A 22,653-nucleotide genomic window follows, 5' to 3' on the forward strand; every position below is an offset into this window, starting at 1 on the left:
CGTTGCCTCCGTGCGTCATCTCAACTTCCTCTGTGAGAAGCATTGACGAAACACAGGGCCGCTCCTACCTTCAACGCGTCGTACTTCGTACGTCATATATGAGACGCGATATGTGAGATCCGAGAGGCGCGCATGACCTCTGTGCCCACCCCGATCCCGTCCCGCACGCAGTTCGTGCTGGAGGGGATCAAACACCGCATCCTCACCGGGAAGTTGACGCCCGGCCAGGCGCTCGTGGAGACCGAGCTCGCCGCGCAGTTCGGGGTCTCCAAGACGCCGGTGCGCGAGGCGCTCAAGACCCTGGCCGGGACAGGACTCGTCGTGATGAGCCAGTACAAGGGCGTCACGGTGCGCATGGTGGACGCGGACATGGCACGCGAGGTGTACGACGTCCGGCTGCTCCTGGAGCCGGAAGCCCTGCGGCGGGCCGTACGGCGGGGGGCCGGACTTCAAGCGGCGCAGGACGCGCTCGCCCGCTCCGACCAGGCGGCCGACACGGCCGAACGCTCCCTGGCCAACCGGGAGTTCCACCGTGCCCTCTACACCTCCTGCGGCAATCCACTGCTCGGCCGGATGCTCGACGAGGTGCGGGACCAGGCCGCGCTCGTCTCCGCGGTCGCCTGGGCCGCCAACCCCTCCTGGGAGCGGGAGGCCGCCGAGCACCGGGAGATCCTGCGGCTCGCCCTCGACGGCGACGCCGACGGGGCGGCCGGCGCCCTCCACGCGCACATCGCGTCGTTCGTCCAGCGGGCCTTCCCCGAGGCCCACGAAGAGGAAGGCCATCAATGAGCAGCGTGACGTACGAGACCCAACGGGCGGCCCTGGCCGACGTCGTGGCGATCCCGGTGACCCCGTTCGCCGAGGACGGCACCGTCGACCAGGACACCCACCGGGCCCTGCTGCGTCGACTGCTCGACGGCGGGGTCAGGACCCTCACGCCGAACGGCAACACCGGTGAGTTCTACGCGCTGACCCCCGCCGAACGGCAGCTCGTCACCGAGCTGACCATGGACGAGGCAGGCGACCGAAGTGTGGTCCTCGTCGGGGTCGGGCACGACGTGCCCACCGCCGTGGCCTCCGCCCGGCACGCCCGTGAGGCCGGCGCGCAGATGGTGATGGTCCACCAGCCCGTCCACCCGTACGTGTCGGACACCGGCTGGGTCGACTACCACCGGGCCATCGCCGAGGCCGTGCCCGAACTGGGCGTCGTGCCGTACCTCCGCAACGCGTCGCTGCCGGGCGCCCGGCTCGCCGAACTCGCCGACGCCTGCCCGAACGTCATCGGGGTCAAGTACGCCGTCCCGGACGCCGCCCGGTTCGCCGCCTTCGCGCGGGACGCGGGGCTCGACCGCTTCGTGTGGGTGGCGGGGCTCGCCGAGCCGTACGCGCCCTCGTACTTCTCCGCGGGCGCCACCGGCTTCACCTCGGGACTCGTGAACGTCGCCCCGGCCGTTTCCCTGAACATGCTCGACGCACTTCGGTCCGGCGACTATCCCGCGGCGATGAAGGTGTGGGAGCAGATCCGCCGCTTCGAGGAACTGCGCGCCGCGGGCGCGTCCGCCAACAACGTGACCGTGGTCAAGGAGGCTCTCGCATCGCTCGGCCTGTGCCGCCGCGACGTCCGGGCGCCGAGCAGGGTGCTGCCCGAGGACGAGCGGGCCGAGGTCGCCGCCATCGCCGCCGGGTGGTCGATATGACGAACCCCGAGAAGAGCCCCGAGAACATCCCCGAGCAGACCACTGGGAAGAGCGCCGAGAAGCGCCCCGAGGAGTACAGAAGCCACCAGTGGTACGGCACGGACGGACTGCGCTCCTTCAGCCACCGGGCCCGCACCCGCCAGCTCGGCTATCTGCCCGAGGAACACCTGGGCAAGCCGGTCATCGCGATCCTCAACACCTGGAGCGACATCAACCCCTGCCATGTCCACCTGCGTGATCGCGCGCAGGCGGTCAAGCGGGGCGTGTGGCAGGCCGGCGGCTACCCGCTGGAGTTCCCGGTGTCGACGCTGAGCGAGACCTTCCAGAAGCCGACCCCGATGCTCTACCGCAACATGCTCGCGATGGAGACCGAGGAACTGCTGCGGTCGTACCCGGTGGACGGGGCCGTGCTGATGGGCGGCTGCGACAAGTCCACGCCCGCCCTGCTCATGGGGGCCGCGTCCGTCGACCTGCCCACCGTGTTCGTACCCGCCGGACCCATGCTGCCGGGCCACTGGCGTAACGAGGTCCTCGGCTCCGGCACCGACATGTGGAAGTACTGGGACGACAAGCGCGCCGGGCTCATCGGCGACTGCGAGATGCAGGAGCTGGAGAGCGGCCTGGCCCGCTCGCCCGGTCACTGCATGACCATGGGCACGGCGTCCACGCTCACGGCCGCGGCCGAGGCGCTCGGGGTCACCGTGCCGGGCGCGTCGAGCATCCCCGCCGTCGACTCCGGGCACGACCGGATGGCCGCCGCCTCCGGCCTCAGGATCGTCGAACTCGTCCGCAGGGACCGGAAGCTGTCCGAGATCCTCACCGCGGAAGCATTCGAGGACGCGGTGACGACCGTCCTCGGGCTCGGCGGCTCCACGAACGCAGTCATCCACCTCATCGCGATGGCCGGCCGCGCCGGAGTCCCGCTGACGCTCGACGACTTCGACCGCATCGCGCGGACGGTGCCGGTGCTGGCCAACGTCCGGCCGGGCGGACAGACGTACCTGATGGAGGACTTCCACTTCGCGGGCGGGCTCCCCGGGTTCCTGTCCCGGATCACCGACCTCCTCCACCTGGACCGGCCGACGGTGTCGTACGACACGATGCGCGAGCAGCTCGACGGCGCGCTCGTCCACAACGACGCCGTCATCCGCACCCGCGAGAACCCGGTCGCGGAGGAGGGCGGGGTCGCCGTGCTGCGCGGCAACCTCTGCCCGGACGGCGCGGTCATCAAGCACATCGCCGCCGAGCCGCACCTTCTCAGGCACACCGGTCCCGCGGTCGTCTTCGACGACTACAGGACGATGCAGCGGACCATCAACGACCCGTCCCTGGGCATCACCGCCGACAGCGTGCTGGTGCTGCGCAACTCAGGACCCAAGGGCGGCCCGGGCATGCCCGAGTACGGGATGCTGCCCATCCCCGACCACCTGCTGAAGCAGGGTGTCCGGGACATGGTGCGGATCTCCGACGCCCGGATGAGCGGCACGAGCTACGGCGCGTGCGTGCTGCACATCGCGCCCGAGTCGTACATCGGCGGGCCGCTCGCGCTCGTACGGACCGGGGACAGCATCACCCTCGACGTCGAGGCGCGCACCCTCCACCTCGACGTGGACGACGAGGAGCTCCAGCGCCGCAGGGCCGCGTGGACGCCCCCGCCCGAGCGGTACGAGCGCGGCTACGGCGCGCTCTACAACGAGCAGATCACGCAGGCCGACACCGGCTGCGACTTCGCCTTCCTGGCCCGACCGGGCACCGTGCCGGACCCGTACGCGGGCTGAAGCACCGCACCACCAGACCACCGCACCACCAGACCACCGCACCACCAGACCACCGCACGACCGGAGCACCACAACACCGCATCAGGGCCGCTGTTCCTCGCGGTCCGGACCTCGAACACCGCAAGTGAAAGCGCTTGCCAACACGGCGCAGGCACAAGCCGCAACGGTATACGCGCAAACCGCACGGCACATCCACAAGCCACACGGTGAAGCGCACCGCACCACCGGCTCGACCCGCACACCCGAGAACGGAGACACAGTCATGGCCCAAGCCGCAGCCGTGGCGAAACAGCCCGCGCCGCCCCGGCGGCGTCGCGGATCGGCCACGCCGCGCAGGCTCCCGTACCTGCTGATCGCGCCGGCAGCCCTGCTGATGCTCGGCTTCATCGCCTACCCGGTCATCAGCGTCTTCTACTACAGCCTGCAGCACTACAACCCCACCAAGCCCTGGCGGAACGGTTTCGCGGGCTTCGACAACTTCGTCTTCGCCTTCACGAAGGACCCCCAGTTCTGGGACACGCTGGTCTTCAGCGCCAAGTGGGTCGTGGTCGAGGTCGGGTTGCAGCTGCTGTTCGGCCTGGCGCTCGCGCTGATCGTCAACCAGAGCTTCGTGGGCCGGGCGCTGAGTCGCGCGATGGTCTTCTCACCGTGGGCCGTCTCCGGCGTGCTGACCTCCGCGATCTGGGTGCTGCTCTACAACTCGCAGACGGGCATCACCCGTTACCTCGCGGACCTGGGCATCGGCGAGTACGGCACCAGCTGGCTCTCCGACACCTCGACCGTCTTCCCGGCCGCGGTGGTCGCCGATCTGTGGCGCGGCGTGCCCTTCTTCGCGATCCTCATCCTCGCCGACCTCCAGTCCGTCTCGAAGGACCTGTACGAGGCCGCCGAGGTCGACGGCGCCAGCCGCATCCGGCAGTTCGTGCACATCACGCTGCCGCACCTGAAGGACGCGATCATCCTGTCCACGCTGCTGCGCGCGGTGTGGGAGTTCAACAACGTCGACCTGCTCTACACCCTGACCGGCGGCGGACCGGCGGGCGCGACGACGACCCTCCCGCTCTACATCGCCAACACCTCCGTCGACGCCCACAACTTCGGCTACGCGTCCGCCCTGACCACGGTCGCGTTCGTGATTCTGCTCTTCTGCTCGATCGTCTACCTGCGGTTGAGCAAGTTCGGAGGCGAGGACAAGTGATCACCAAGGACGCCGAGATCAGCGACGCCCCGGTGGCCCCCGCCCCCGAGGCCGAGGAGCCCCCGCGCCGGCCGAAGAAGCGCCAGCGCGCCTGGGACGAGGTCCCGCGCTGGCAGATCTACCTGCCGCTGTCGATCTACCTGCTCTTCACGATCGTCCCCTTCTACTGGATCCTGCTGTTCGCCCTGCGCCCGGCCGGCTCGACCTCGCTCGTGCCGTGGCCCATCACCTTCGACCACTTCGAGAAGGTGTGGACGGAGCGCGCCTTCGGCACCTACTTCCAGAACAGCGTTCTCGTGGGCGTCGCCACCCTGTTCATGACCACGATCGTCGCCCTCGCAGGCGGCTACGCCCTGGCCCGCTTCAACTTCCGGATCAAGCGCGCGTTCATGCTGGCGCTGCTGTGTTCCCAGTTCGTGCCGGGCGCGCTGCTTCTCGTACCGCTGTTCCAGATCTTCGCCGAGCTGCGGATGATCAACTCCCTCGGCAGCGTCATCATCGCCGAGACCGTCTTCCAGCTGCCGCTGTCGATGATCCTGATCAGCGGGTTCATCAGAAACGTGCCGTACTCGCTGGAGGAGGCCGCCTGGGTCGACGGCTGCAACCGGTTCAGCGGCTTCCGGGTGGTCGTGCTGCCGCTGCTGCGGCCGGGCCTGATCGCCGTCGGCTCCTTCGCCTTCGTGCACTCCTGGAACCACTTCCTGTTCGCGCTGATGTTCCTCAGCAACCAGGACAAGCAGACCATCCCCGTCGGCCTGAACACCCTGCTCAGCGCCGACAGCGTCGACCTGGGCGCGCTCGCCGCGGGCGGCATCATCGCCGCGGTCCCGGTCGTGATCGTGTTCGCCTTCATCCAGAAGTGGCTGATCACCGGCTTCAGCGCGGGGGCGGTGAAGGGATGAGGCGACTTCCCGGCACGAGACGACTTCCGGGCACGAAGCGCCTCCCGCTGCTCGTCGTGGCCGGGGTGCTGGGCCTCACCCTCAGCACCCCCGCTGGGGCGGAGACCCGCGACATCAGCCGTGACACGCTCGCCGCGAACGACGGCTGGGCGGCGGCCGACGGCGGTACCACGGGTGGCTCCACCGCCGACGACACCCATGTCCACACCGTACGCAGCCGCAGCGAGCTGGTCCGGGCGCTCGACGGAGGCAGCGCGACCCCGAAGATCATCCGGATCGCGGGCACCATCGACGCCAACACGACAGACGGCGGCGACACGCTGAACTGCGACGACTACGCGACCGACGGCTACGACCCGAAGAAGTACCTCGCCGCGTACGACCCGCGCACCTGGGGCTCCGCCAAGCCGAGCGGCCCCCAGGAAGAGGCCCGGCAGGCGTCGGCCGCCCGGCAGGCGGAACGGGTCGAGCTGGCCGTCGGGTCCAACACCACCATCGTGGGGCTGGGCGACAGGGCGCTGCTGAAAGGCGCCAGCCTCCAGCTCAGGGGCGCGGACAACGTGATCATCCGCAACCTCGAACTCCGCGACGCCTACGACTGCTTCCCTGTCTGGCAGCCCAACACCGGTGGCCTCGGCGACTGGAAGACCGCGTACGACAACATCTGGCTGCGCGGCGCCACCCATGTGTGGGTCGACCACGTCACGCTGTCCGACAAGGGCCACCCGGACGAGGACGAGCCCACCTACTTCGGCCGCAACTACCTGCGCCACGACGGCCTGCTCGACATCACCAACGAGTCCGACCTGGTGACGGTGTCCTGGAGCCGGTTCGCCGACCACGACAAGGCGATGCTCATCGGCAACGGCGACACGGCCACCGGCGACCGCGGCAAGCTGCGCGTCACCCTGCACCACAACGAGTTCGAGGGCGTCGTGCAGCGTGCGCCGCGCGTCCGCTTCGGGCAGGTGCACGTCTACAACAACCGCTACGTCGTTCCCGAGGACGCGCACGACTACCGGTACTCGCTCGGCATCTCCACCGAGTCGGCCGTGTACGCCGAGAACAACGCCTTCACCACCCCCGGCCACATCGAGGCCGCCGACCTCGTGAAGAGCTGGAACGGCACCGCCTTCCACGCCACCGGCACCCTCTTCAACGGCTTCCCCGTCGACCTGCTGACCATCTACAACGCGTACAACTCCGGCGGCGAACGCGACCTGACGCCCGGCGTCGGCTGGACACCCACGCTGCACGGCGAGATCGACAGCGCCCGGCAGGCGGACCGCGAGGTCGCCCAGGGTGCGGGCGCCGGGAGGATCCGATGACCACCACGACGGCCTCGGAGCGCTCCGGCGCCACCCCCCTGCCCGTCGTCCTGGCCGGCGCCCGGGGCCACGGCCGCTGGCACCTGGCCAATATCCGCCGCCTGCAGGACAAGGGGATCGTCCGGCTCGCCGGTGTCTGCGAGCTGACGCCGCTTGCCCCCGAGGAGCTGGACGGCCTGGGCACGCCCGAGCAGTCCGGCGACTTCGGCGCGCTGCTCGACTCCACGGGTGCCGCGATCGCCGTGATCTGCACACCCATCCCCACTCACACCGACCTCGCGCTCACCGCGGCCCGGCGGGGCGTCCACCTCCTGCTGGAGAAGCCCCCGGCGCCGTCGTACGCCGAGTTCCGCCGCATGGCCGACGGGGTCGCCGCGGCCGGGGTGGCCTGCCAGATCGGCTTCCAGTCGCTGGGCTCGCACGCCGTGCCCGCCATCCGCGAGCTGGTCGCGAAGGGCGCGCTCGGCGAGGTGGTCGGTATCGGCGGGGCCGGGGCGTGGGCGCGCGCGGAGGCGTACTACCGGCGCGCCGCCTGGGCGGGCAAGCGGCGCCTGAACGGGGTCGACGTCATCGACGGTGCCCTCACCAACCCGCTCGCCCACGCCGTCGCCACCGGGCTCGCGCTCGCCGGAGCCACGCACGCCGAGGACGTCACCGGCATCGAGACCGAGCTGTTGCGCGCCAACGACATCGAGTCCGACGACACCTCGTGTGTACGGATCACCACGGCCGGCAACGGTCGCGTCACCGTGGCCGCCACCTTGTGCGCCGAGCACCCGGGCGAACCGTATGTCCTCGTGCACGGCACCAGCGGCCGGATCACCTTCTGGTACAAGCAGGACCGCGTGCTCGTCCAGCGGGCCGGGCACGGGCCCGAGGAGATCGAGTACGGCCGCACGGACCTGCTGGAGAACCTCGCCGCGCATCTCACCGACGGCACCGAACTGCTGGTCACACCCGACGCGACGGGCGCCTTCATGAAGGTCGTCGAAGCGGTTCGACAGGCGCCCGACCCGACTCCGCTGCCCGCCGACGCCTGGCACCTCGTGCCGGAGGAGAACCGCCGCGTCGTCCACGGCATCGACGGCCTGGTCGCCTCGGCCGCCGACACCCTCGCCCTCTACTCCGAGCTGGGCGCCCCCTGGGCCCTCCCCACAGCTTCAGCGAAAGAGGTGAGCACATGACGAACAACGACTCGCTGGTCCTGCGCATCGCGGGCCGCCCGGTCGGCCGCTACACCACCCGGCCGGAGCTGCCCACCAGACTCTCCCCACGCCCCTATCTGCACCCGGTCACCACCCTGTCCGGTACGGCCGTCACCGAGCTCAGCCCGGCCGATCACCTGCACCACCTCGGCGTCGGTGTCGCCGTTCCCGACGTCGAGGGGCACAACTTCTGGGGCGGACGCACCTTCGTCCGCGACCGGGGCCCGACCGAGCTCGACAACCACGGCTCGCAGCGGCACGCCGCCTTCCAGCTCAGCGACCCCGACGGCTTCGTCGAGGAGCTGCGCTGGGTGGCGGCCGGAGGCGAGCTGCTGCGCGAGCGCCGTACGGTCGCGGCCACCGAACTCACCGACTCCGCCTGGGCGCTGGACTTCACGTTCTCGCTCACCAACACCACCCCGGGCCCGCTGTCGATCGGCAGCCCCGCCACCAACGGACGGCCCGGCGCGGCCTATGGCGGCTTCTTCTGGCGCGCCCGCAAGGAGGCCGTCGCGCCACGGGTGTTCACCCTGGACAGCGAGGGTGAGCCGGAGATTCACGGCACCCGCGCCGACTGGCTCGCCCTCGCGGGCTCCACCTGGACACTGGTCTTCGCCGGGGCCACCGAGCAGACCCGCGAGGACCCGTGGTTCGTGCGCACCGAGGAGTACCCGGGAGTGGGCTCCTCCCTCGCGCACGACGAGCGGGTGCCGATCGAGCCGGGCGAGACCGTCGTACGGCGGATCGTGACCGTCGTCGCCGACGGCGTCCTCCCCCGGATCGAGGCGGCGGCGCTGGTCCGGAAGGCGGTGAGCCAGTGAGCACCCCCTCGGCCACCGGCGGCGCGCCCGCCTTCAGCGCCGACCTCGGTGACGGCACCTACCGCAACCCGGTCCTGGGCGCCGACTGGTCCGACCCCGATGTCTGCCGCGTCGGCGACGACTACTACCTCACCGCGTCCAGCTTCGGCCGCGCCCCCGGCCTGCCGCTGCTGCACTCCCGGGACCTGGTCAACTGGACGCTGGTCGGGCACGCCCTGACGCGCCTGGAGCCCGGGGCCGGGTTCCGCACCCCACGGCACGACTGCGGGGTGTGGGCGCCCTCCCTGCGGTACCACGACGACCGGTTCTGGATCTTCTGGGGCGACCCCGACCAAGGCGTCTTCCAGGTCAACGCCCCCGAGATCCGCGGCCCCTGGACCCGCCCGCACCTGGTGAAGGCGGGCAAGGGACTCATCGACGCCTGCCCCCTGTGGGACGACGAGACCGGCGAGGCGTATCTGGTGCACGCCTGGGCCAGGTCCCGCTCCGGGATCAAGAACCGGCTCACCGGGCACCGGATGCAGCCCGACGGCACCAGCCTGCTCGACGAGGGCAAGGTGATCGTCGACGGGGACCGGCTTCCGGGCTGGTTCACGCTCGAAGGGCCCAAGCTGTACCGGCACGACGGGTGGTTCTGGATCTTCGCCCCCGCGGGGAGCGTGGAGACCGGCTGGCAGGGCGCCTTCCGCTCCCGCGGCTTCTTCGGCCCGTACGAGGAGCGGATCGTCCTGGAGCAGGGCGACACCGATGTGAACGGTCCCCACCAGGGCGGCTGGGTGCGCACGCAGGCCGGCGAGGACTGGTTCCTGCACTTCCAGCAGCGGGGCGCGTACGGCAGGGTCGTGCACCTTCAGCCCATGCGCTGGGGTACGGACGGGTGGCCGGTGATGGGTGACGAGGGAACCCCGGTCGCGGTGCACCGCAAGCCCGCCCTGCCGCCGCAGCCGCCCGCCGCGCCCGCCACCGACGACGACTTCCCCGGCGGCCGTTTCGGACGCCAGTGGCAGTGGACCGCCAACCCCCAGGACGGCTGGGCCACCCAGCACTCCGGCGACGGGCTGCGGCTGACCTGCGTACGGACGGCCGACGCGCACGACCTGCGCAAACTGCCGAACGTGCTCACCCAGCGGTTGCCCGGCACCCCGGCGACCGTGCAGGTCGAACTCCGGCTCGACAGCGAGGAGGAGGGCGCCGGGGCCGGGCTCGCCGTCCTCGGCGACGCGTTCACCTGGATCGGGCTCCAGCGGGGCGCGGACGGGAGCGCCCAGCTCGTGCACCGGTTCGGCGAGTCGGTCGCCGAGCGGGAACGGGACGCCGCCCACCCGCGGCCGGCTCCCGGGGGACGGGCCCGCTTGCGGATCGAGATCGGCGCCGGGGCGCGCTGCCGCTTCTCGTACGACGTCGGGGACAGCCGTGGCTTCCAGCCCTCGGGTCAGGTCTTCGCCGCCACCCCCTGGCGCTGGGTCGGCGCCCTGCTCGGCCTGTTCGCGGTCGCGCCCACCGGCGGGGGACACGCCGGGGCGGCCACGTTCACACAGTTCCGGATCACCCCCTCGTAACCCACCCCACCCGTACGCCTGTTGGGAGCCGCGATGACGCACCTCCATGGCAAGCACCAGCCGAGATCCGAGCGCGGACCGGGCCAGGGCAAGGTCCTGGCCACCGTGATCGGCCTCGTGGCCGCGCTGGGCCTCGGCGCGGTCGGGGAGGCCAGTGCCGCACCGACCGTGAACCTCTGGAGCGACACGGCACACGGTTTCGCCTCCCTCGACGGCGGTACCACCGGCGGCGCGGCCGGCAAGGTGGTGACCGTCACCGACCAGGCGTCGCTGGAGAAGTACGCGGCCGCCGAGGAGCCGTACGTCATCCGGGTCGCCGGCACGATCAAGGCCGAGCCCTTCGGAGCGAACGTCGTCGTCGCCTCGGACAAGACCATCATCGGAGTCGGTACCGAGGGGGAGCTCGTTCAGGGCGAGTTCCACCTCACCCCGGGTACCCACAACGTGATCATCCGGAATCTGACCATCCGGGACTCCGCGATCGAGGGCGACTGGGACTGCAAGGACACCGACTTCGACGGCATCCAGATGGATTCCGTGCACCACGTCTGGGTCGACCACAACCGCTTCTCACGGATCTGCGACGGCCAGCTCGACATCCGCAAGGACAGCGAGTACATCACCGTCTCCTACAACCAGTTCACGGACAGCAACAAGACGTTCGGCATCGGCTGGACCCCGAACGTGAAGACGCAGATCACCATCGACCACAACTGGTTCCGCAACACCAAGCAGCGCAACCCGTCCGCCGACAACTGCGCCTACGCCCACCTCTACAACAACTACATGTCGGCGCAGCTCGCGGACGGCGACCCCGTGTGGACGTACGGCAACTGGTCGCGCGGCCGGACGAAGATGGTCATCGAGAACAGCTACTACGACGGCGTGCAGCACCCCTACCAGGCCGACGCCACCGCCGAGTTGGTGCAGCGCGGGTCGATCCTCAAGAACACGACGGGCCGACAGGACGAGTGGGGTGCCGCCTTCGACCCGAAGGACTTCTACGCCTACCGGCTCGACCCGGCCGCCGCCGTCCCCGCCCTGGTCACCCGCTTCTCCGGACCCCAGAAGCAGCTCGGTACGCACACCGCGTGAACGAGCCGGCCGGCCGCACGGACGCGGCTGAGCCCGCTCGACAGCCCCAGAGCCCCCACAACTTCACAGCAAACCCTCGTTGGATCCAGAAGAAGAGAGCCGTTCAATGAAGATCAGCATTCGCAGAAGCAGGCGTGCCGCCGTGGCCGTCGCCCTGGGATCCGCCCTCGCCCTGACCGCCACCGCCTGCGGTGACGACGGCAGCGGCGCGGGCGGCGACAAGGGCGCCGAGGGCAGCGGCAAGGGCGAGATCGTCTTCTGGGACAACAACGGCGGTGTCCGCACCGACATCTGGAAGGAGATCATCGCCGACTTCGCGAAGGCGAACCCGGACATCAAGGTCAAGTACGTCGGGATCGCGGCCACCGAGTACCAGTCCAAGGTCGACACCGCCCTCCAGGGCGGCGGCCTGCCGGACGTCGGGGGCGTCGGCGCGGCGATGATCGCCGGTTTCGCCGCCCAGAACGCGCTGGAGCCGCTGGAGGACCGTCTCTCCAAGTCGTCCCTCGACGGCAAGATCAACAAGGACATGGTCAAGTCGTTGCAGGCCGCGGGCGGCGACGACAAGCACCTGTACTCGATCCCGACGTCCGCCAACAACGGCGTCCTCTACTACCGCACCGACCTGTTCGAGAAGGCGGGCCTGGACGAGCCGACCACCTGGCCCAAGTTCTACGAGGCCGCGGAGAAGCTCACCGACAAGGGCAAGAACGAGTTCGGCTACACCATCCGCGGTGGCGCCGGCTCCATCGCCCAGGCCCTGGACGCGATGTACGGGCAGACCGGCATCACCTCGTTCTGGGACGCCGGCGGTGAGAAGACCACCGTCAACGACCCGAAGAACGTGGCGGCCCTGGAGAAGTACGTCGACCTCTACAAGAAGGTCACCCCGGCGGCCGACCTCAACAACGACTTCACCAAGATGGTCGCCCAGTGGGACTCCGGCACGATCGGGATGCTGAACCACAACCTCGGCTCCTACCAGGACCATGTGAAGGCGCTCGGCACCGACAAGTTCCGGGGCATCCCGCAGCCGATCGGGCCCGGCGGGAAGCGGGTGCAGGTCTCCAACCCGATCGACGGGCTCGGAGTGTTCAAGGCCTCCAAGAACAAGGAGGCCGCCTGGAAGTTCATCGAGTTCGCCAGCTCGAAGGCGGAGAGCTCCAAGTTCAACGAGTCCGCGGGCCAGGTCCCGGCGAACACCGAGGCCGCGAACGACGAGTGGATCATCAAGGCCGAGCCGACGAAGCTGGCCGCCGATGCGCTGTCCGACGGTTCCACGACGATCGTGCAGCTGCCGTACTACCTGCCGGACTGGAACACGATCTCCAAGACGGACAACGAGCCGAACTTCCAGAAGGTCATGAACGGGTCCATGAGCGCGAAGGACTTCCTGGACACGCTGGCCGACCAGCTGAACACGGCTCAGGCCGAGTGGAACGAGCAGAAGGGTCAGTAGCCCTCCGGACCCCGCGCCCCTGAAGGACTTTGTCGCTGAAGGGGCGCGGGGCACCCCGCCCCATGTGAAAGGCACCACTGGACCCCTCCCTGCCTTCAGTACGCCTGTTGAGAAAGGCACCCCCCGTGTCACTCACCCGCAGACAGGTCACCACCGCGGCGCTCGCCGCTGTTCCCCTCTCCGTCGCGGCGACGCCCCACGCGGCCGCGGCCGGCTCCCGGCGCGTCCGGACGGTCTACATCGCCGGCGACTCCACCGCCGCCCAGAAGTACGCCGACGCCGCCCCCGAGACCGGCTGGGGCCTGGCGCTCCCCTTCTTCCTGAGCAAGGACGTGGTCGTCGCCAACCACGCGGTGAACGGCCGGAGTTCGAAGAGCTTCGTCGACGAGGGACGACTGGACGCCGTCCTCGGCGCGATCCGGCCCGGCGACCTCCTCCTGGTCCAGTTCGGGCACAACGACTCCAAGGCCGAGGATCCCGCCCGCTACCGAACGCTTGCCCAGTGCTCCACCCTTCAGAGTGGAGGTGTAGGGCAACCTGCCCGTAGCGGCCGGGAGGGGCGCGGTGGCATGGCTAAGATCGCTTTGTCCGACAACGGAGTTGTGGGACCTACCGCCGGACGGGCGGGAAGTCAGGCCTGCGGAGGCCGTGTAAGACCGACCTTCACCGGTCGGCGGTGGCCTGTGAAACAGGAACCCATGGTGGTACCGCGTAGCGGTGCGGACCGGAATCTCCTGCCCTCGGGCAGGAGAGGGCGTCAAACCGAGCCCTTGACGACGTACCAGGACCATCTGCGTCAGTACGTCGACGGGGCCCGGTGTGCGCGGCCCGTGCGCGTGCTCGCGCACCGGGACGTGCGTCGGCTGGACGACGAGATCCCGGACTCCTGGATCAGCTGGCCCGAGGCGTAACCGCTCCGCTCGGAAGGCCGTGCACAGCCCCTCCGCCCCTCGTTCTTGAAAGGAACCGCACACATGACCCCCCGTGTCTGGCATGCCCACGTCATTACCTGCACCGCGCTCGTCCTCGCCGTCACCGGTACACCCGCCCACGCCCAGGACCGCGACCTCGGCCGCGAGACCCTCGCCGCGGGCGACGGGTGGGCCTCCGAGGGCACCGGCACCACCGGTGGCTCGGCCGCGGACGCCGCACACGTCTACACCGTCACCACCTGGGACGAGTTCAGAGCCGCGCTCAAGGACGGCGGGGACGCCCCGAAGATCATCAAGGTCAAGGGGATGATCGACGCCGTGTCCGAGGGCTGTGACGCGTTCGAGGCCGAGGGGTACGACTTCCAGCAGTACCTCGCCGACTACGACCCGGCCGTCTGGGGCCACGACACCCCGGTCAGCGGCGAGCAGGAGGACCTGCGGGCCGCGTCCGCCGCCGGCCAGGACCAGGCCATCAAGGCGAACGTCCCCGCCAACACCACCATCGTCGGTGTCGGGAAGGACTCGGGCATTCTCGGCGGCAGCCTCCAGATCAAGGGCGTCGACAACGTCATCCTCCGCAACCTCACCATCGAGGCCCCGGTCGACTGCTTCCCGCAGTGGGACCCGACGGACGACAACAAGACCGGCGCCTGGAACTCCGAGTACGACGGCGTGGTCGTCTACGGCTCCACCCACGTGTGGATCGACCACAACACGCTCAGCGACGGCCGCTACCCGGACAGCTCCCTGCCGTCGTACTTCGGCAAGGTCTACCAGCAGCACGACGGCCTGGTCGACATCGTGCGCGGCGCCAACCACGTGACGGTGTCCTGGAACTCCTTCAAGGACCACGACAAGACGATGCTGATCGGCAACAGTGACGGCGCCGCCTCCACCGACTCGGGCAAGCTCAAGGTCACGCTGCACCACAACCGCTTCGAGGGCATCGTCGAGCGCGCGCCACGCGTTCGGTTCGGGCAGGTCGACACGTACAACAACCACTACGTGGTGACCGCGGGCCAGAAGTTCGGCTACACCTTCGGCATCGGCGCCTCCTCGCAGCTGTACGCCACGGACAACGCCATCTCCCTCCCCGCCGGAGTCAGCGCCGCCAAGACCCTGAAGAAGTGGAGCGAGGCGCCGCTCACCGCCGAGAACAACTACGTCAACGGGAAACTGACGGATCTCATCGCGGTCCACAACGCCGAGATTCCGGAGGAGACCCTCCAGTCCGGCGCCGGGTGGACGCCGACGCTGCGTACGAAGGTCGACTCGCCGCGGGCCGTGCCCGGGATCGTCGGGCAGCGCGCGGGTGCCGGAAAGGTCTGCTGAGCATGGACACACCAGTAGTCGGCAGACGGTCGTTCGTGGTCGCGAGCGTCGGGGCCGCACTCGCCCTCGGGGCCGACGGAAACGCCCACGCCGGCGGGCGCTCTCCCTTCGGGCGCTCTCCTTTCGGGCGGTACGGGTCGCCGTCGGCGCGGCCGACCGAGCGGACCCTGTACGTCCACCCCGGCGGGCTCGGCGACCACACCACCGTCCAGGCCGCCGTGACCGCGGCCGCAGGCAGCGGATACACCCTGGTCATCGCGCCGGGTACGTACCGTGAGACGGTCGCGGTGAGCGCCGCGAGCACGGAGATGACCTGGATCGGTGCCTCCGGCGACGCCCGGGACGTCGTGGTCGTGTACGACAACGCCGCCGGCACCCCGAAGCCCGGCGGCGGCACCTACGGCACCACCGGATCGGCGACCACCCTCGTCCAGGCCGACGGGTTCACCGCGCGGGACATCACCTTCGCCAACGACTGGCTCCGCGCCGAGCACCCCGGGATCACCGGCACCCAGGCCGTCGCCATCAAGGTGCAGGGGGACCGCTCGGCGTTCGAGCGGTGCCGGTTCCTCGGGCACCAGGACACGCTGTACGCCGACTCGATGGCGCTCGGCACGTATTCCCGCCAGTACTTCCGGGACTGTTACGCCGAGGGCGACGTGGACTTCGTCTTCGGACGGGCCACCGCCGTCTTCGAGCGCTGCCACTTCCGCACCCTGATCCGCACGGACCTGACCGGGGCTCCCTACGGATTCGTGTTCGCGCCGTCCACAGCGGTCGCCAACCCGCGCGGCTACCTGGTGACCGGGAGCCGTGTCACCAGTGAGGCGCCGGACGGCTACTACAAGCTGGCCCGCCCGTGGGTACCCAGCTCCGACACCACCGCCCGGCCCATGCTGACCGTGCGCGAGACCCGCCTCGGTGCCGGCATCGACGCGGTGGCGCCCTACACCACCATGTCCTCCGGCTACCCCTGGCAGGACCAGCGGTTCGCCGAGTACCGCAACACCGGACCCGGAGCGGTGATCTCCGTTCCCGAGAACCGGCCCCAACTGGGCTCCGCCGAGGCCGAGTCGCACACCCGGGAGACGTACCTCGGGGACTGGAGGCCGTATGAGTGCCCATGACCGGGTGGGGCGGCGGGCGTTCGTGGTGGGAACCGGGGCGGCGGCGCTCTTCGCCGGAGCCGGAGCCGGAGCCGGAGCCGGAGCCGGAGCGGCAGCCGGAGCCGGAGCCGGAATCGGAGCGGGGAGCGCCGCCGCGGCGGAGTCGGGCGTCGCGGAGTCGGGCGTCGTGGAGGGCACACTGCCCGGCTTCCACCCCCAGCTCAAGGAGGAGCTGCGCTTCCCGCTCGCCTGGGGCACCTCCCCGATCCGGGACTTCCGGGCCTGGCGGCGCGCGGCCCGAGCGAAGGTCGAGGAGCACCTGTTCGTCGGGCCGGACGACGGCACGCCGTACGCGCCCGAGTTCGCGGAACGTGCCGAAGCCGACGGCTACACCAGGGAGTCGGTCACCCTCGCCCTCACCCGCCACGAGCGCGTCCGCGGCGCCCTCCTCACCCCGCACGGCACCGGACCGTTCCCGGCCGTGCTGCTGCTCCACGACCACGGCTCGAAGTTCGACATCGGGAAGGAGAAGCTGGTCCGGCCCTGGGGCGACGGCGAGGTTCGGCTCGCCTCCGCGCAGGCGTGGGCCGACCGCTGCTTCAGCGGCCGGTTCGTCGGTGACGAGCTGGCCAGGCGCGGGTACGTCGTCCTCGCCCTGGACGCCCTCGGCTGGGGTGACCGGGGACCGATCACCTACGAGCAGCAGCAGGCACTCGCCAGCAACTTCTTCAACCTGGGCTCGTCGCTCGCCGGACTCATGGCCAGGGAGGACGCGCGCGCCGCCGCCTTCCTGGCCGGGCTGGACCGGGTGGACCGGCGGCGGGTCGCGGCCGTCGGGTTCTCCATGGGCGCTTTCCGCGCATGGCAGACCGCCGCGCTCAGCGACGACGTCGCCGCTGCTGCGAGCGTGTGCTGGATGACCGGGCTGAAGGAGGTCATGGTGCCCGGCAACAACATCCTGCGCGGCCAGTCCGCCTACCACATGTTGCACCCCGGGCTCGCCCGGCACCTCGACTTCCCCGACGTGGCGAGCATCGCCGCCCCCCGGCCGATGCTCTTCTTCCACGGCGCCCAGGACTCCCTGTTCACCGCTGAGGGAGTCCGGGTCGCGTACGAGAAGCTGGGCGCCGTCTGGCGCTCACGTCACGCCGGGGAGCGGTTGCACACCAAGGTCTGGCCGGACCTCGGTCATGTCTTCGCCGACCGTATGCAGGACGAGGTCTTCGCCTGGCTCGACTCCGTCCTGTGAACTACTAAGCCGCTCAGCGCCTCACCGGCCTGATCGACTCCAGGGTCGGCACCACCGGCTCAATCGTGCCGTCGGCCGCGAACTCCATACGGTCGATCGTCGTCTCCCGGTGCGTGCCGTCCCCGCCCGGCTTGCCGGGGCCGTTCAGCGCGAACCGGTGGTACACCATGTACCAGTCGTCCGTGCCGGGGGCGTTGACCACCGAGTGGTGGCCCGTGGCGAGGATGCCGTACTCGGGGCGCTTGGACAGGATCGTGCCCTGCTTGGTCCACGGGCCGAGCGGGGTCGGCCCCGTCGCGTACGCCACGTGGTAGTTCTCGCTGCGCGTGTCGTCCTCGGACCACATGAAGTAGTAGGTGCCCTTGCGCTTGACCACGAAGGAGCCCTCCCGGAAGTTGTCCGGGGTGATGTCCTGCACCTTGCTCGCGTCGAACGACACCATGTCGTCGTTCAGCGGCACGACATAGCCGCGTCCGTTGCCCCAGTACAGGTACGACTGCCCGTCGTCGTCGGTGAAGACCGCCGGGTCGATCATCTGGCCCTGCAGCGACCCGCCCTTGGCGACCAGGGGCTTGCCGAGCGCGTCCTTGAAGGGGCCGGCGGGGGAGTCGGCCACCGCCACACCGATCTGCTGCTCGGCGCAGAAGTAGAAGTAGTACTTGCCGTCCCGCTCGGCGATCGCCGGGGCCCAGGCGTTCCTGTCGGCCCAGGACACGTCGGGTCCCAGGTCGAGGATCACTCCGTGGTCCGTCCAGTTGACCAGGTCCTTCGACGAGAACGCCTTGAACCGGGTGCCGCTCCAGCCGGGGAAGCCGTCCGTCGTCGGGTAGATCCAGTAGCGGCCGTCCATGTACGTGACGTCGGGGTCGGCGTAGAGGCCGGGCAGGACCGGGCTGCGGGTCGGCACCGCCTCGACGGTCCAGGTGCGTTTCGTGCCGTCCGCCGCCGTGACCGTGTACGTCTGGGGCCTGCGGAAGTCGCGGCTCGTACCGGACTTCGGGCTCACCGTCGCGCCCTCGCCCAGCCACAGCTTCGGCGCGAGCCGCTTGAGACCGGCGTCCGGCTCCATGGGCAGGACGACCTTCGACGTGTCCTCGCTGACGACCGCGTACCCCTTCTGGTCCTTCACCGTCGCGTCCACGACCGACGTGGGACTCGCCGGGTACGCGGCCAGCAGCCGGTCGTACTCCTCCTGCGTCACCGGCATCACCGTGCCGTGCCGCGGGCTGGCGGGCAGCTGGTAGTTCTCCGACATGGTCCACTTGCCCGAGTCGAGGTCGGTGGTCTCGAACGGGACGTAGCCGCGGCCGCCGTACTCGTCGATGAACAGGTACCACTTCTCCTCGGTGTTGGACTTGAACACCGTCGGGCCCTCACCGCGGTCGATGGAACCGCTGCCGATGCAGTCCGAGACGAAGTCGTACGAGGTGTCGGTGAGCGAGGACGACTTCTCCGCGGTGATGAACTTCGAGCACGGGTTGGAGGACGTGGGGTCCCGCTCGTCCTTGGTGTAGCGGTAGTACGTGCCCTCGTGCTTGACGACCGTCGAGTCGATGACCGAGTAGCCGGGGTCGTCCCACACCTTCGGCTCGCTGAACGTGCGGAAGTCCTTGGTCGTCGCGTACAGCATCTTGTTGTACGTCGAGCCCGTGTGGTCCGGGTCGTCGTCGGCGTACAGCTTCGACGCCCAGAAGACGACGTACGCACCGAGGCTGTCGTCCCAGTAGGCCTCGGGCGCCCAGGTGTTGCCCGCGTTGTCCGGGGAGACCTTCACCAGGCGCTGGTCGGTCCAGTTCACCAGGTCCGTGGACTCCCAGACCATGATCGACTTGCTGCCGTGTCTCTGGACCTGGTCCCAACTGCCGCTGCTGTTCTGGTACATGCGCAGATCGGTCGCGATCATGTAGAACCTGTCGCCCTCGGGGGAGCGGATCACGAACGGGTCGCGCAGGCCCTTCTCGCCGATGGTGGAGGTGAGGACCGGTTTGCCGCGGTTCAGCTCCCGCCAGTGCAGCGGGTCGTTGCCACGGCTGAGGGCGTAACGGATCTGCTCGCCGTCCGAGGTGCCCTCACCGGTGAAGTAGGCGAAGAGATAGCCGGCGTACGTGGGTTTCTTCACGGACCGTTCCGATGGTTTCGAGGCGCCTGCCGAGGGCTGTGCCGTGGACTGGGCCGACCCCGGTGGCGCGGCCAGCAGGCTCAGGAAGAGCGCCAGGAGGGGGAGCAGGAGCGTACGGGCGGTGGGACGCATGACACATCCTGTGTGAGTCTGGTGATTTCTGTTGGATAACGGCTCCTGGAGTTTCACCAGCGGGGAACGGCGCGTCAATCGGTGTGCGCGTGACGCACCCGAGCGAAACTTTCGATCGCTTTCGTCTGGACCACGGCAACCTTTTCCGGTGGCGGCGGCGACCAGGGAACAGAAGCGGGCCGGAGCGGCCCCTCCGGCCCGCTTCGCCGCCGCGGGAAGACCGAGCCCCCGCCGGTCGTCACCGGCGGGGGGTACTGCTCCGTGCGATCGATTACCTGTACGTGATGTCGGACGACGAGTAGAGGCAGTTGGTGCTGTCCGGACCGGTGCCGACCGCGTCGTTGTTGTTGTACTTCTGGCAGGGGACGACCTTGCGGCTGGAGTCGTTGAGGATCGTGATGCCGCGCAGCGTGGCGACGTCGTTGCGGTTGACGTTGATGCCGACGAGCCGCGCGGTGGAACCCGTTCCGGTCACCTCGATATTGCTGAGGTTGACCTTGCGCGTGTACTGCGTGGAGCAGTCGCCGCAGGAGCGGTACAGCGTCTTGAACTCGCTGACGGCGAAGTTGGAGATGTTCAGGGTGCCGGGCCCGTTGTGCTGGAAGACCTTGTCGGCGGCCTTCTTGGCGCCGCCGCCGGTCACCGTGTAGGTGCTCCCGCCGCGGAAGGTCGCGGCGTCCTCGCCGACGTCCTCCCACCACACGTTCTGCAGGGTGCAGTTGCCATCGCAGTGGATGCCGTCGGCGCCGGGCGCGCCGATGATCACGTTCTTCAGCGTCGCGCCGGCCGCGAGCTTGAAGATCGGGTCCTGGCCCTCTTCCTGGCCGTCGCCCGCCAGGTCGCCGCTGCCGTAGTACCGCACCATGCCGCCGTCCCTGACGCCGGACACGGAGATGGTCGAGGACACGGGCTGGCTGGAGGTGGGGGTCGGCCAGCTGGCCGCGCTCGCGGTGGACAGCATGGAGCTGCTGACGATGGCGGTGCCGGTCAGCGCCAGCGCGCCGAGGCCGCCGAGGAGGGCGCGCTGCCTCAACGCTCGGCGGCGGTGGTGGTGCACGCGGTGCTCCGTACGTGAAGTCATGTCCCGTTCCTTCGGTGGGGGGATCAGAGCTGCTTGCGACTGCTGGTCGCCACCGGGTGGGAAAGGGTTGCCGGGTGCCGGAGGCTTTTCCGGCCGGCTGCACGTGCGGGTCAGAAGGATGTCCGGGCGTGGTCAGGAGAGTGTCAGGGCGTGGTCGGGAGGTGCCGGCCTGATGTCACGAGTCGCCCGCGGCGGTGTCCTCGCCGCCGCCGCGGGCGAAGTCGCCGCCCACGGCGTACCGTTCGCCGTCCGCCGTCGCGGTCACCGCGTACCGGTCGTCGCTCGCGTCCCGGCCGCCGCGCGCGTGGTCGTACTGGCCCGCGAAGACGAACTCGCCCTTCGGCACCGTACGGCCCGCCTTGAGGACCCACCGGTAGACGAGGAAGCCGTCGTCCTCGCCGACCGTCAGCGTGAAGTCCTGCTCGGGCAGCGTGCGCCAGGCGCCGCCGGAGTTGACCCCTTCGGTCAGGGCGATGCGCAACTCGACGGTGAGCGCGGTGAGTTCCTCGCCGGTCCCCAGGGTCAGGTTGCTCTGCGCCCAGAAGTCGTTGCTGTGGGGGTCTACCGCGCCGTCGGTCCGGACGGGACCGTCCTCGTTGTCCGGCCTCCCCGGCTCTTCCGGCTTCTCGGGCGGCTGGGCCGGGGCGGAGTTCTCCGGGGCCAGGGTGCGTGAGGGTGGAACTCGGCTTCCTGTCCGGCTTTTCGGCCGAGGGGTCGGGTCCGGCCTCACCGGCGGCGGGGACGGCGCGTCCGGGGACGGCGTCGGGGTGGGGGACACCGCGACCGTCCGGTCCGCCGGCTCGTCGCTCTTCACCGCCGAGGCCACCGCGTAGCCGCCCACCGCGAGGAGACCCGCGACCGCGGTCGTCGCGCCCACGACGCGAGCCCAGCCGGCCGCCGGCGGGTGCGCCGGGCGCCCGGGACGGGCCTCCCCGGCCATACCGCGCTCGATCCGGGCCAGGATGCGGGCGCGGTCGGGCTCGTGCGCCTCGCCCGCCTCGCGCAGGCGGGCGCGCAGCTCCTCGTGCACGTCCCGCACCCCTTTCATCGGTTCCTTCCGCCGGCGGCCCCGGACACCGCCCGGTGGATCTGCCGCGGTGCGTCCTGCGACCCGAGCAACCGCTGGAGCTCGGCCATCCCCTTCGACGTCTGGCTCTTCACCGTACCGACCGACACTCCCAGCGCGAGCGCGGTGTCCTTCTCCGAGAGGTCGAAGGAGTGCCGCAGCACCACGCACGCCCGCTTGCGGAACGGCAGCCGGCGCAGCGCCTCCTGAACGTCGATCATGCCGGGCACGTCGGGAATCTCGGTCTTCTCCTCACGCTGCGACCAGAACAGGGTGATCCGGCGGCGCTCGCGGACGGCGCTGCGGATGCGGGTACGGGCCAGATTGGCGACCACGCCGCGTGCGTACGCCACCGGATGGTCGGCCGCGCGCACCCGGTCCCAGCGGTGCCAGAGGGCGAGCAGCGCGTCCGCCGCGAGGTCGTCCGCCGCGTCCGCCTCACCCGTCAGCAGATGGGCCAGCCTGGCCAGTTCGGCATAGTGCCGTTCGAAGAAGGCGTGGAACTCCGCAGAGGCTGCGTCGTCGACGACCGTGCCCACGGGCGACCTCTCCCCTCGCTGCGACTCCTTGCACCCGGCGGGTGTCTGTGTCATG

Annotated in this window: 19 protein-coding genes; 15 read left to right on the top strand and 4 right to left on the bottom strand. The window is 70.0% G+C overall.

The window, feature by feature from the left end; all coding sequences use genetic code 11:
* Nucleotides 1-132 precede the first annotated feature (132 nt).
* From E0500_RS33745 to E0500_RS33815, 15 genes are all read left to right on the top strand, one after another.
* Nucleotides 133-789 (top strand): GntR family transcriptional regulator, encoded by a 657-nt coding sequence (locus E0500_RS33745; RefSeq protein ID WP_131565895.1) that lies wholly within the window; start codon nt 133-135, stop codon nt 787-789.
* Entirely contained in the window at nt 786-1,697 is a 912-nt protein-coding gene (locus tag E0500_RS33750) for a dihydrodipicolinate synthase family protein (RefSeq protein WP_131565897.1), read from the top strand. The genes E0500_RS33745 and E0500_RS33750 overlap by 4 nt, the downstream gene beginning before the upstream one ends.
* Nucleotides 1,694-3,475 (top strand): L-arabinonate dehydratase, encoded by a 1,782-nt coding sequence (gene araD / locus E0500_RS33755; protein WP_258573705.1) that lies wholly within the window; start codon nt 1,694-1,696, stop codon nt 3,473-3,475. The genes E0500_RS33750 and araD overlap by 4 nt, the downstream gene beginning before the upstream one ends.
* A 262-nt stretch (nt 3,476-3,737) precedes the next feature.
* Nucleotides 3,738-4,673, top strand: coding sequence for a carbohydrate ABC transporter permease (locus E0500_RS33760; protein WP_131565899.1), 936 nt, complete (start codon nt 3,738-3,740; stop codon nt 4,671-4,673).
* On the top strand, nt 4,670-5,575 hold the full coding sequence (locus tag E0500_RS33765; protein ID WP_131565900.1) for a carbohydrate ABC transporter permease: 906 nt from the start codon (nt 4,670-4,672) through the stop codon (nt 5,573-5,575). The genes E0500_RS33760 and E0500_RS33765 overlap by 4 nt, the downstream gene beginning before the upstream one ends.
* On the top strand, nt 5,572-6,903 hold the full coding sequence (locus E0500_RS33770) for a polysaccharide lyase family 1 protein (protein ID WP_131565902.1): 1,332 nt from the start codon (nt 5,572-5,574) through the stop codon (nt 6,901-6,903). The genes E0500_RS33765 and E0500_RS33770 overlap by 4 nt, the downstream gene beginning before the upstream one ends.
* On the top strand, nt 6,900-8,087 hold the full coding sequence (locus E0500_RS33775) for a Gfo/Idh/MocA family protein (protein WP_131565904.1): 1,188 nt from the start codon (nt 6,900-6,902) through the stop codon (nt 8,085-8,087). The genes E0500_RS33770 and E0500_RS33775 overlap by 4 nt, the downstream gene beginning before the upstream one ends.
* Complete coding sequence (locus E0500_RS33780; RefSeq protein ID WP_131565906.1) at nt 8,084-8,929, top strand: PmoA family protein; 846 nt, start codon at nt 8,084-8,086, stop codon at nt 8,927-8,929. Before E0500_RS33775 ends, E0500_RS33780 begins: the two co-directional genes overlap by 4 nt.
* Nucleotides 8,926-10,488 carry a glycoside hydrolase 43 family protein gene (locus E0500_RS33785; RefSeq protein ID WP_131565908.1) on the top strand — a complete coding sequence of 521 codons (1,563 nt, stop codon included), beginning with the start codon at nt 8,926-8,928 and terminating at the stop codon, nt 10,486-10,488. The genes E0500_RS33780 and E0500_RS33785 overlap by 4 nt, the downstream gene beginning before the upstream one ends.
* Nucleotides 10,489-10,521: 33 nt before the next feature.
* Nucleotides 10,522-11,583 (top strand): polysaccharide lyase family 1 protein, encoded by a 1,062-nt coding sequence (locus tag E0500_RS33790; protein ID WP_131565910.1) that lies wholly within the window; start codon nt 10,522-10,524, stop codon nt 11,581-11,583.
* A 106-nt stretch (nt 11,584-11,689) separates the two neighbouring features.
* Nucleotides 11,690-13,042 (top strand): sugar ABC transporter substrate-binding protein, encoded by a 1,353-nt coding sequence (locus E0500_RS33795; RefSeq protein WP_131565912.1) that lies wholly within the window; start codon nt 11,690-11,692, stop codon nt 13,040-13,042.
* Between the two features lie 125 nt (nt 13,043-13,167).
* Nucleotides 13,168-13,953, top strand: coding sequence for a rhamnogalacturonan acetylesterase (locus E0500_RS33800; RefSeq protein ID WP_131565928.1), 786 nt, complete (start codon nt 13,168-13,170; stop codon nt 13,951-13,953).
* Between the two features lie 63 nt (nt 13,954-14,016).
* Nucleotides 14,017-15,306, top strand: coding sequence for a polysaccharide lyase family 1 protein (locus tag E0500_RS33805; RefSeq protein ID WP_131565914.1), 1,290 nt, complete (start codon nt 14,017-14,019; stop codon nt 15,304-15,306).
* Between the two features lie 2 nt (nt 15,307-15,308).
* Nucleotides 15,309-16,433 (top strand): pectinesterase family protein, encoded by a 1,125-nt coding sequence (locus E0500_RS33810; protein WP_131565916.1) that lies wholly within the window; start codon nt 15,309-15,311, stop codon nt 16,431-16,433.
* On the top strand, nt 16,420-17,661 hold the full coding sequence (locus E0500_RS33815; protein ID WP_131565918.1) for a dienelactone hydrolase family protein: 1,242 nt from the start codon (nt 16,420-16,422) through the stop codon (nt 17,659-17,661). The genes E0500_RS33810 and E0500_RS33815 overlap by 14 nt, the downstream gene beginning before the upstream one ends.
* Before the next feature lie 13 nt (nt 17,662-17,674).
* On the opposite strand, the gene E0500_RS33820 is transcribed toward E0500_RS33815, so the two are convergent.
* The 4 genes from E0500_RS33820 to E0500_RS33835 all read right to left on the bottom strand — a co-directional run bounded on the left by E0500_RS33820 (nt 17,675) and on the right by E0500_RS33835 (nt 22,598).
* Nucleotides 17,675-19,912 (bottom strand): family 43 glycosylhydrolase, encoded by a 2,238-nt coding sequence (locus E0500_RS33820; protein WP_131565920.1) that lies wholly within the window; start codon nt 19,910-19,912, stop codon nt 17,675-17,677.
* A gap of 271 nt (nt 19,913-20,183) precedes the next feature.
* On the bottom strand, nt 20,184-20,993 hold the full coding sequence (locus E0500_RS33825; RefSeq protein WP_131565922.1) for a pectate lyase: 810 nt from the start codon (nt 20,991-20,993) through the stop codon (nt 20,184-20,186).
* Nucleotides 20,994-21,168: 175 nt separating this feature from the next.
* A complete protein-coding gene (locus E0500_RS33830; protein ID WP_181587321.1) occupies nt 21,169-22,041 on the bottom strand; it encodes a hypothetical protein in 873 nt (290 codons plus the stop codon).
* Nucleotides 22,038-22,598, bottom strand: coding sequence for a SigE family RNA polymerase sigma factor (locus E0500_RS33835; RefSeq protein WP_131569258.1), 561 nt, complete (start codon nt 22,596-22,598; stop codon nt 22,038-22,040). Before E0500_RS33835 ends, E0500_RS33830 begins: the two co-directional genes overlap by 4 nt.
* Between the last annotated feature and the right edge of the window lie 55 nt (nt 22,599-22,653).

Source organism: Streptomyces sp. KM273126 (genome assembly GCF_004337435.2).
GTDB lineage: Bacteria > Actinomycetota > Actinomycetes > Streptomycetales > Streptomycetaceae > Streptomyces > Streptomyces acidicola.

Coding starts and splice junctions, on each gene's coding strand:
- E0500_RS33760 (WP_131565899.1), top strand. CDS start 3,738: ATGGCCCAAGCCGCAGCCGTGGCGAAACAGCCCGCGCCGCCCCGGCGG.
- araD (WP_258573705.1), top strand. CDS start 1,694: ATGACGAACCCCGAGAAGAGCCCCGAGAACATCCCCGAGCAGACCACT.
- E0500_RS33780 (WP_131565906.1), top strand. CDS start 8,084: ATGACGAACAACGACTCGCTGGTCCTGCGCATCGCGGGCCGCCCGGTC.
- E0500_RS33775 (WP_131565904.1), top strand. CDS start 6,900: ATGACCACCACGACGGCCTCGGAGCGCTCCGGCGCCACCCCCCTGCCC.
- E0500_RS33820 (WP_131565920.1), bottom strand. CDS start 19,912: ATGCGTCCCACCGCCCGTACGCTCCTGCTCCCCCTCCTGGCGCTCTTC.
- E0500_RS33770 (WP_131565902.1), top strand. CDS start 5,572: ATGAGGCGACTTCCCGGCACGAGACGACTTCCGGGCACGAAGCGCCTC.
- E0500_RS33825 (WP_131565922.1), bottom strand. CDS start 20,993: ATGACTTCACGTACGGAGCACCGCGTGCACCACCACCGCCGCCGAGCG.
- E0500_RS33790 (WP_131565910.1), top strand. CDS start 10,522: ATGACGCACCTCCATGGCAAGCACCAGCCGAGATCCGAGCGCGGACCG.
- E0500_RS33810 (WP_131565916.1), top strand. CDS start 15,309: ATGGACACACCAGTAGTCGGCAGACGGTCGTTCGTGGTCGCGAGCGTC.
- E0500_RS33795 (WP_131565912.1), top strand. CDS start 11,690: ATGAAGATCAGCATTCGCAGAAGCAGGCGTGCCGCCGTGGCCGTCGCC.
- E0500_RS33805 (WP_131565914.1), top strand. CDS start 14,017: ATGACCCCCCGTGTCTGGCATGCCCACGTCATTACCTGCACCGCGCTC.
- E0500_RS33745 (WP_131565895.1), top strand. CDS start 133: ATGACCTCTGTGCCCACCCCGATCCCGTCCCGCACGCAGTTCGTGCTG.
- E0500_RS33815 (WP_131565918.1), top strand. CDS start 16,420: ATGAGTGCCCATGACCGGGTGGGGCGGCGGGCGTTCGTGGTGGGAACC.
- E0500_RS33830 (WP_181587321.1), bottom strand. CDS start 22,041: ATGAAAGGGGTGCGGGACGTGCACGAGGAGCTGCGCGCCCGCCTGCGC.
- E0500_RS33750 (WP_131565897.1), top strand. CDS start 786: ATGAGCAGCGTGACGTACGAGACCCAACGGGCGGCCCTGGCCGACGTC.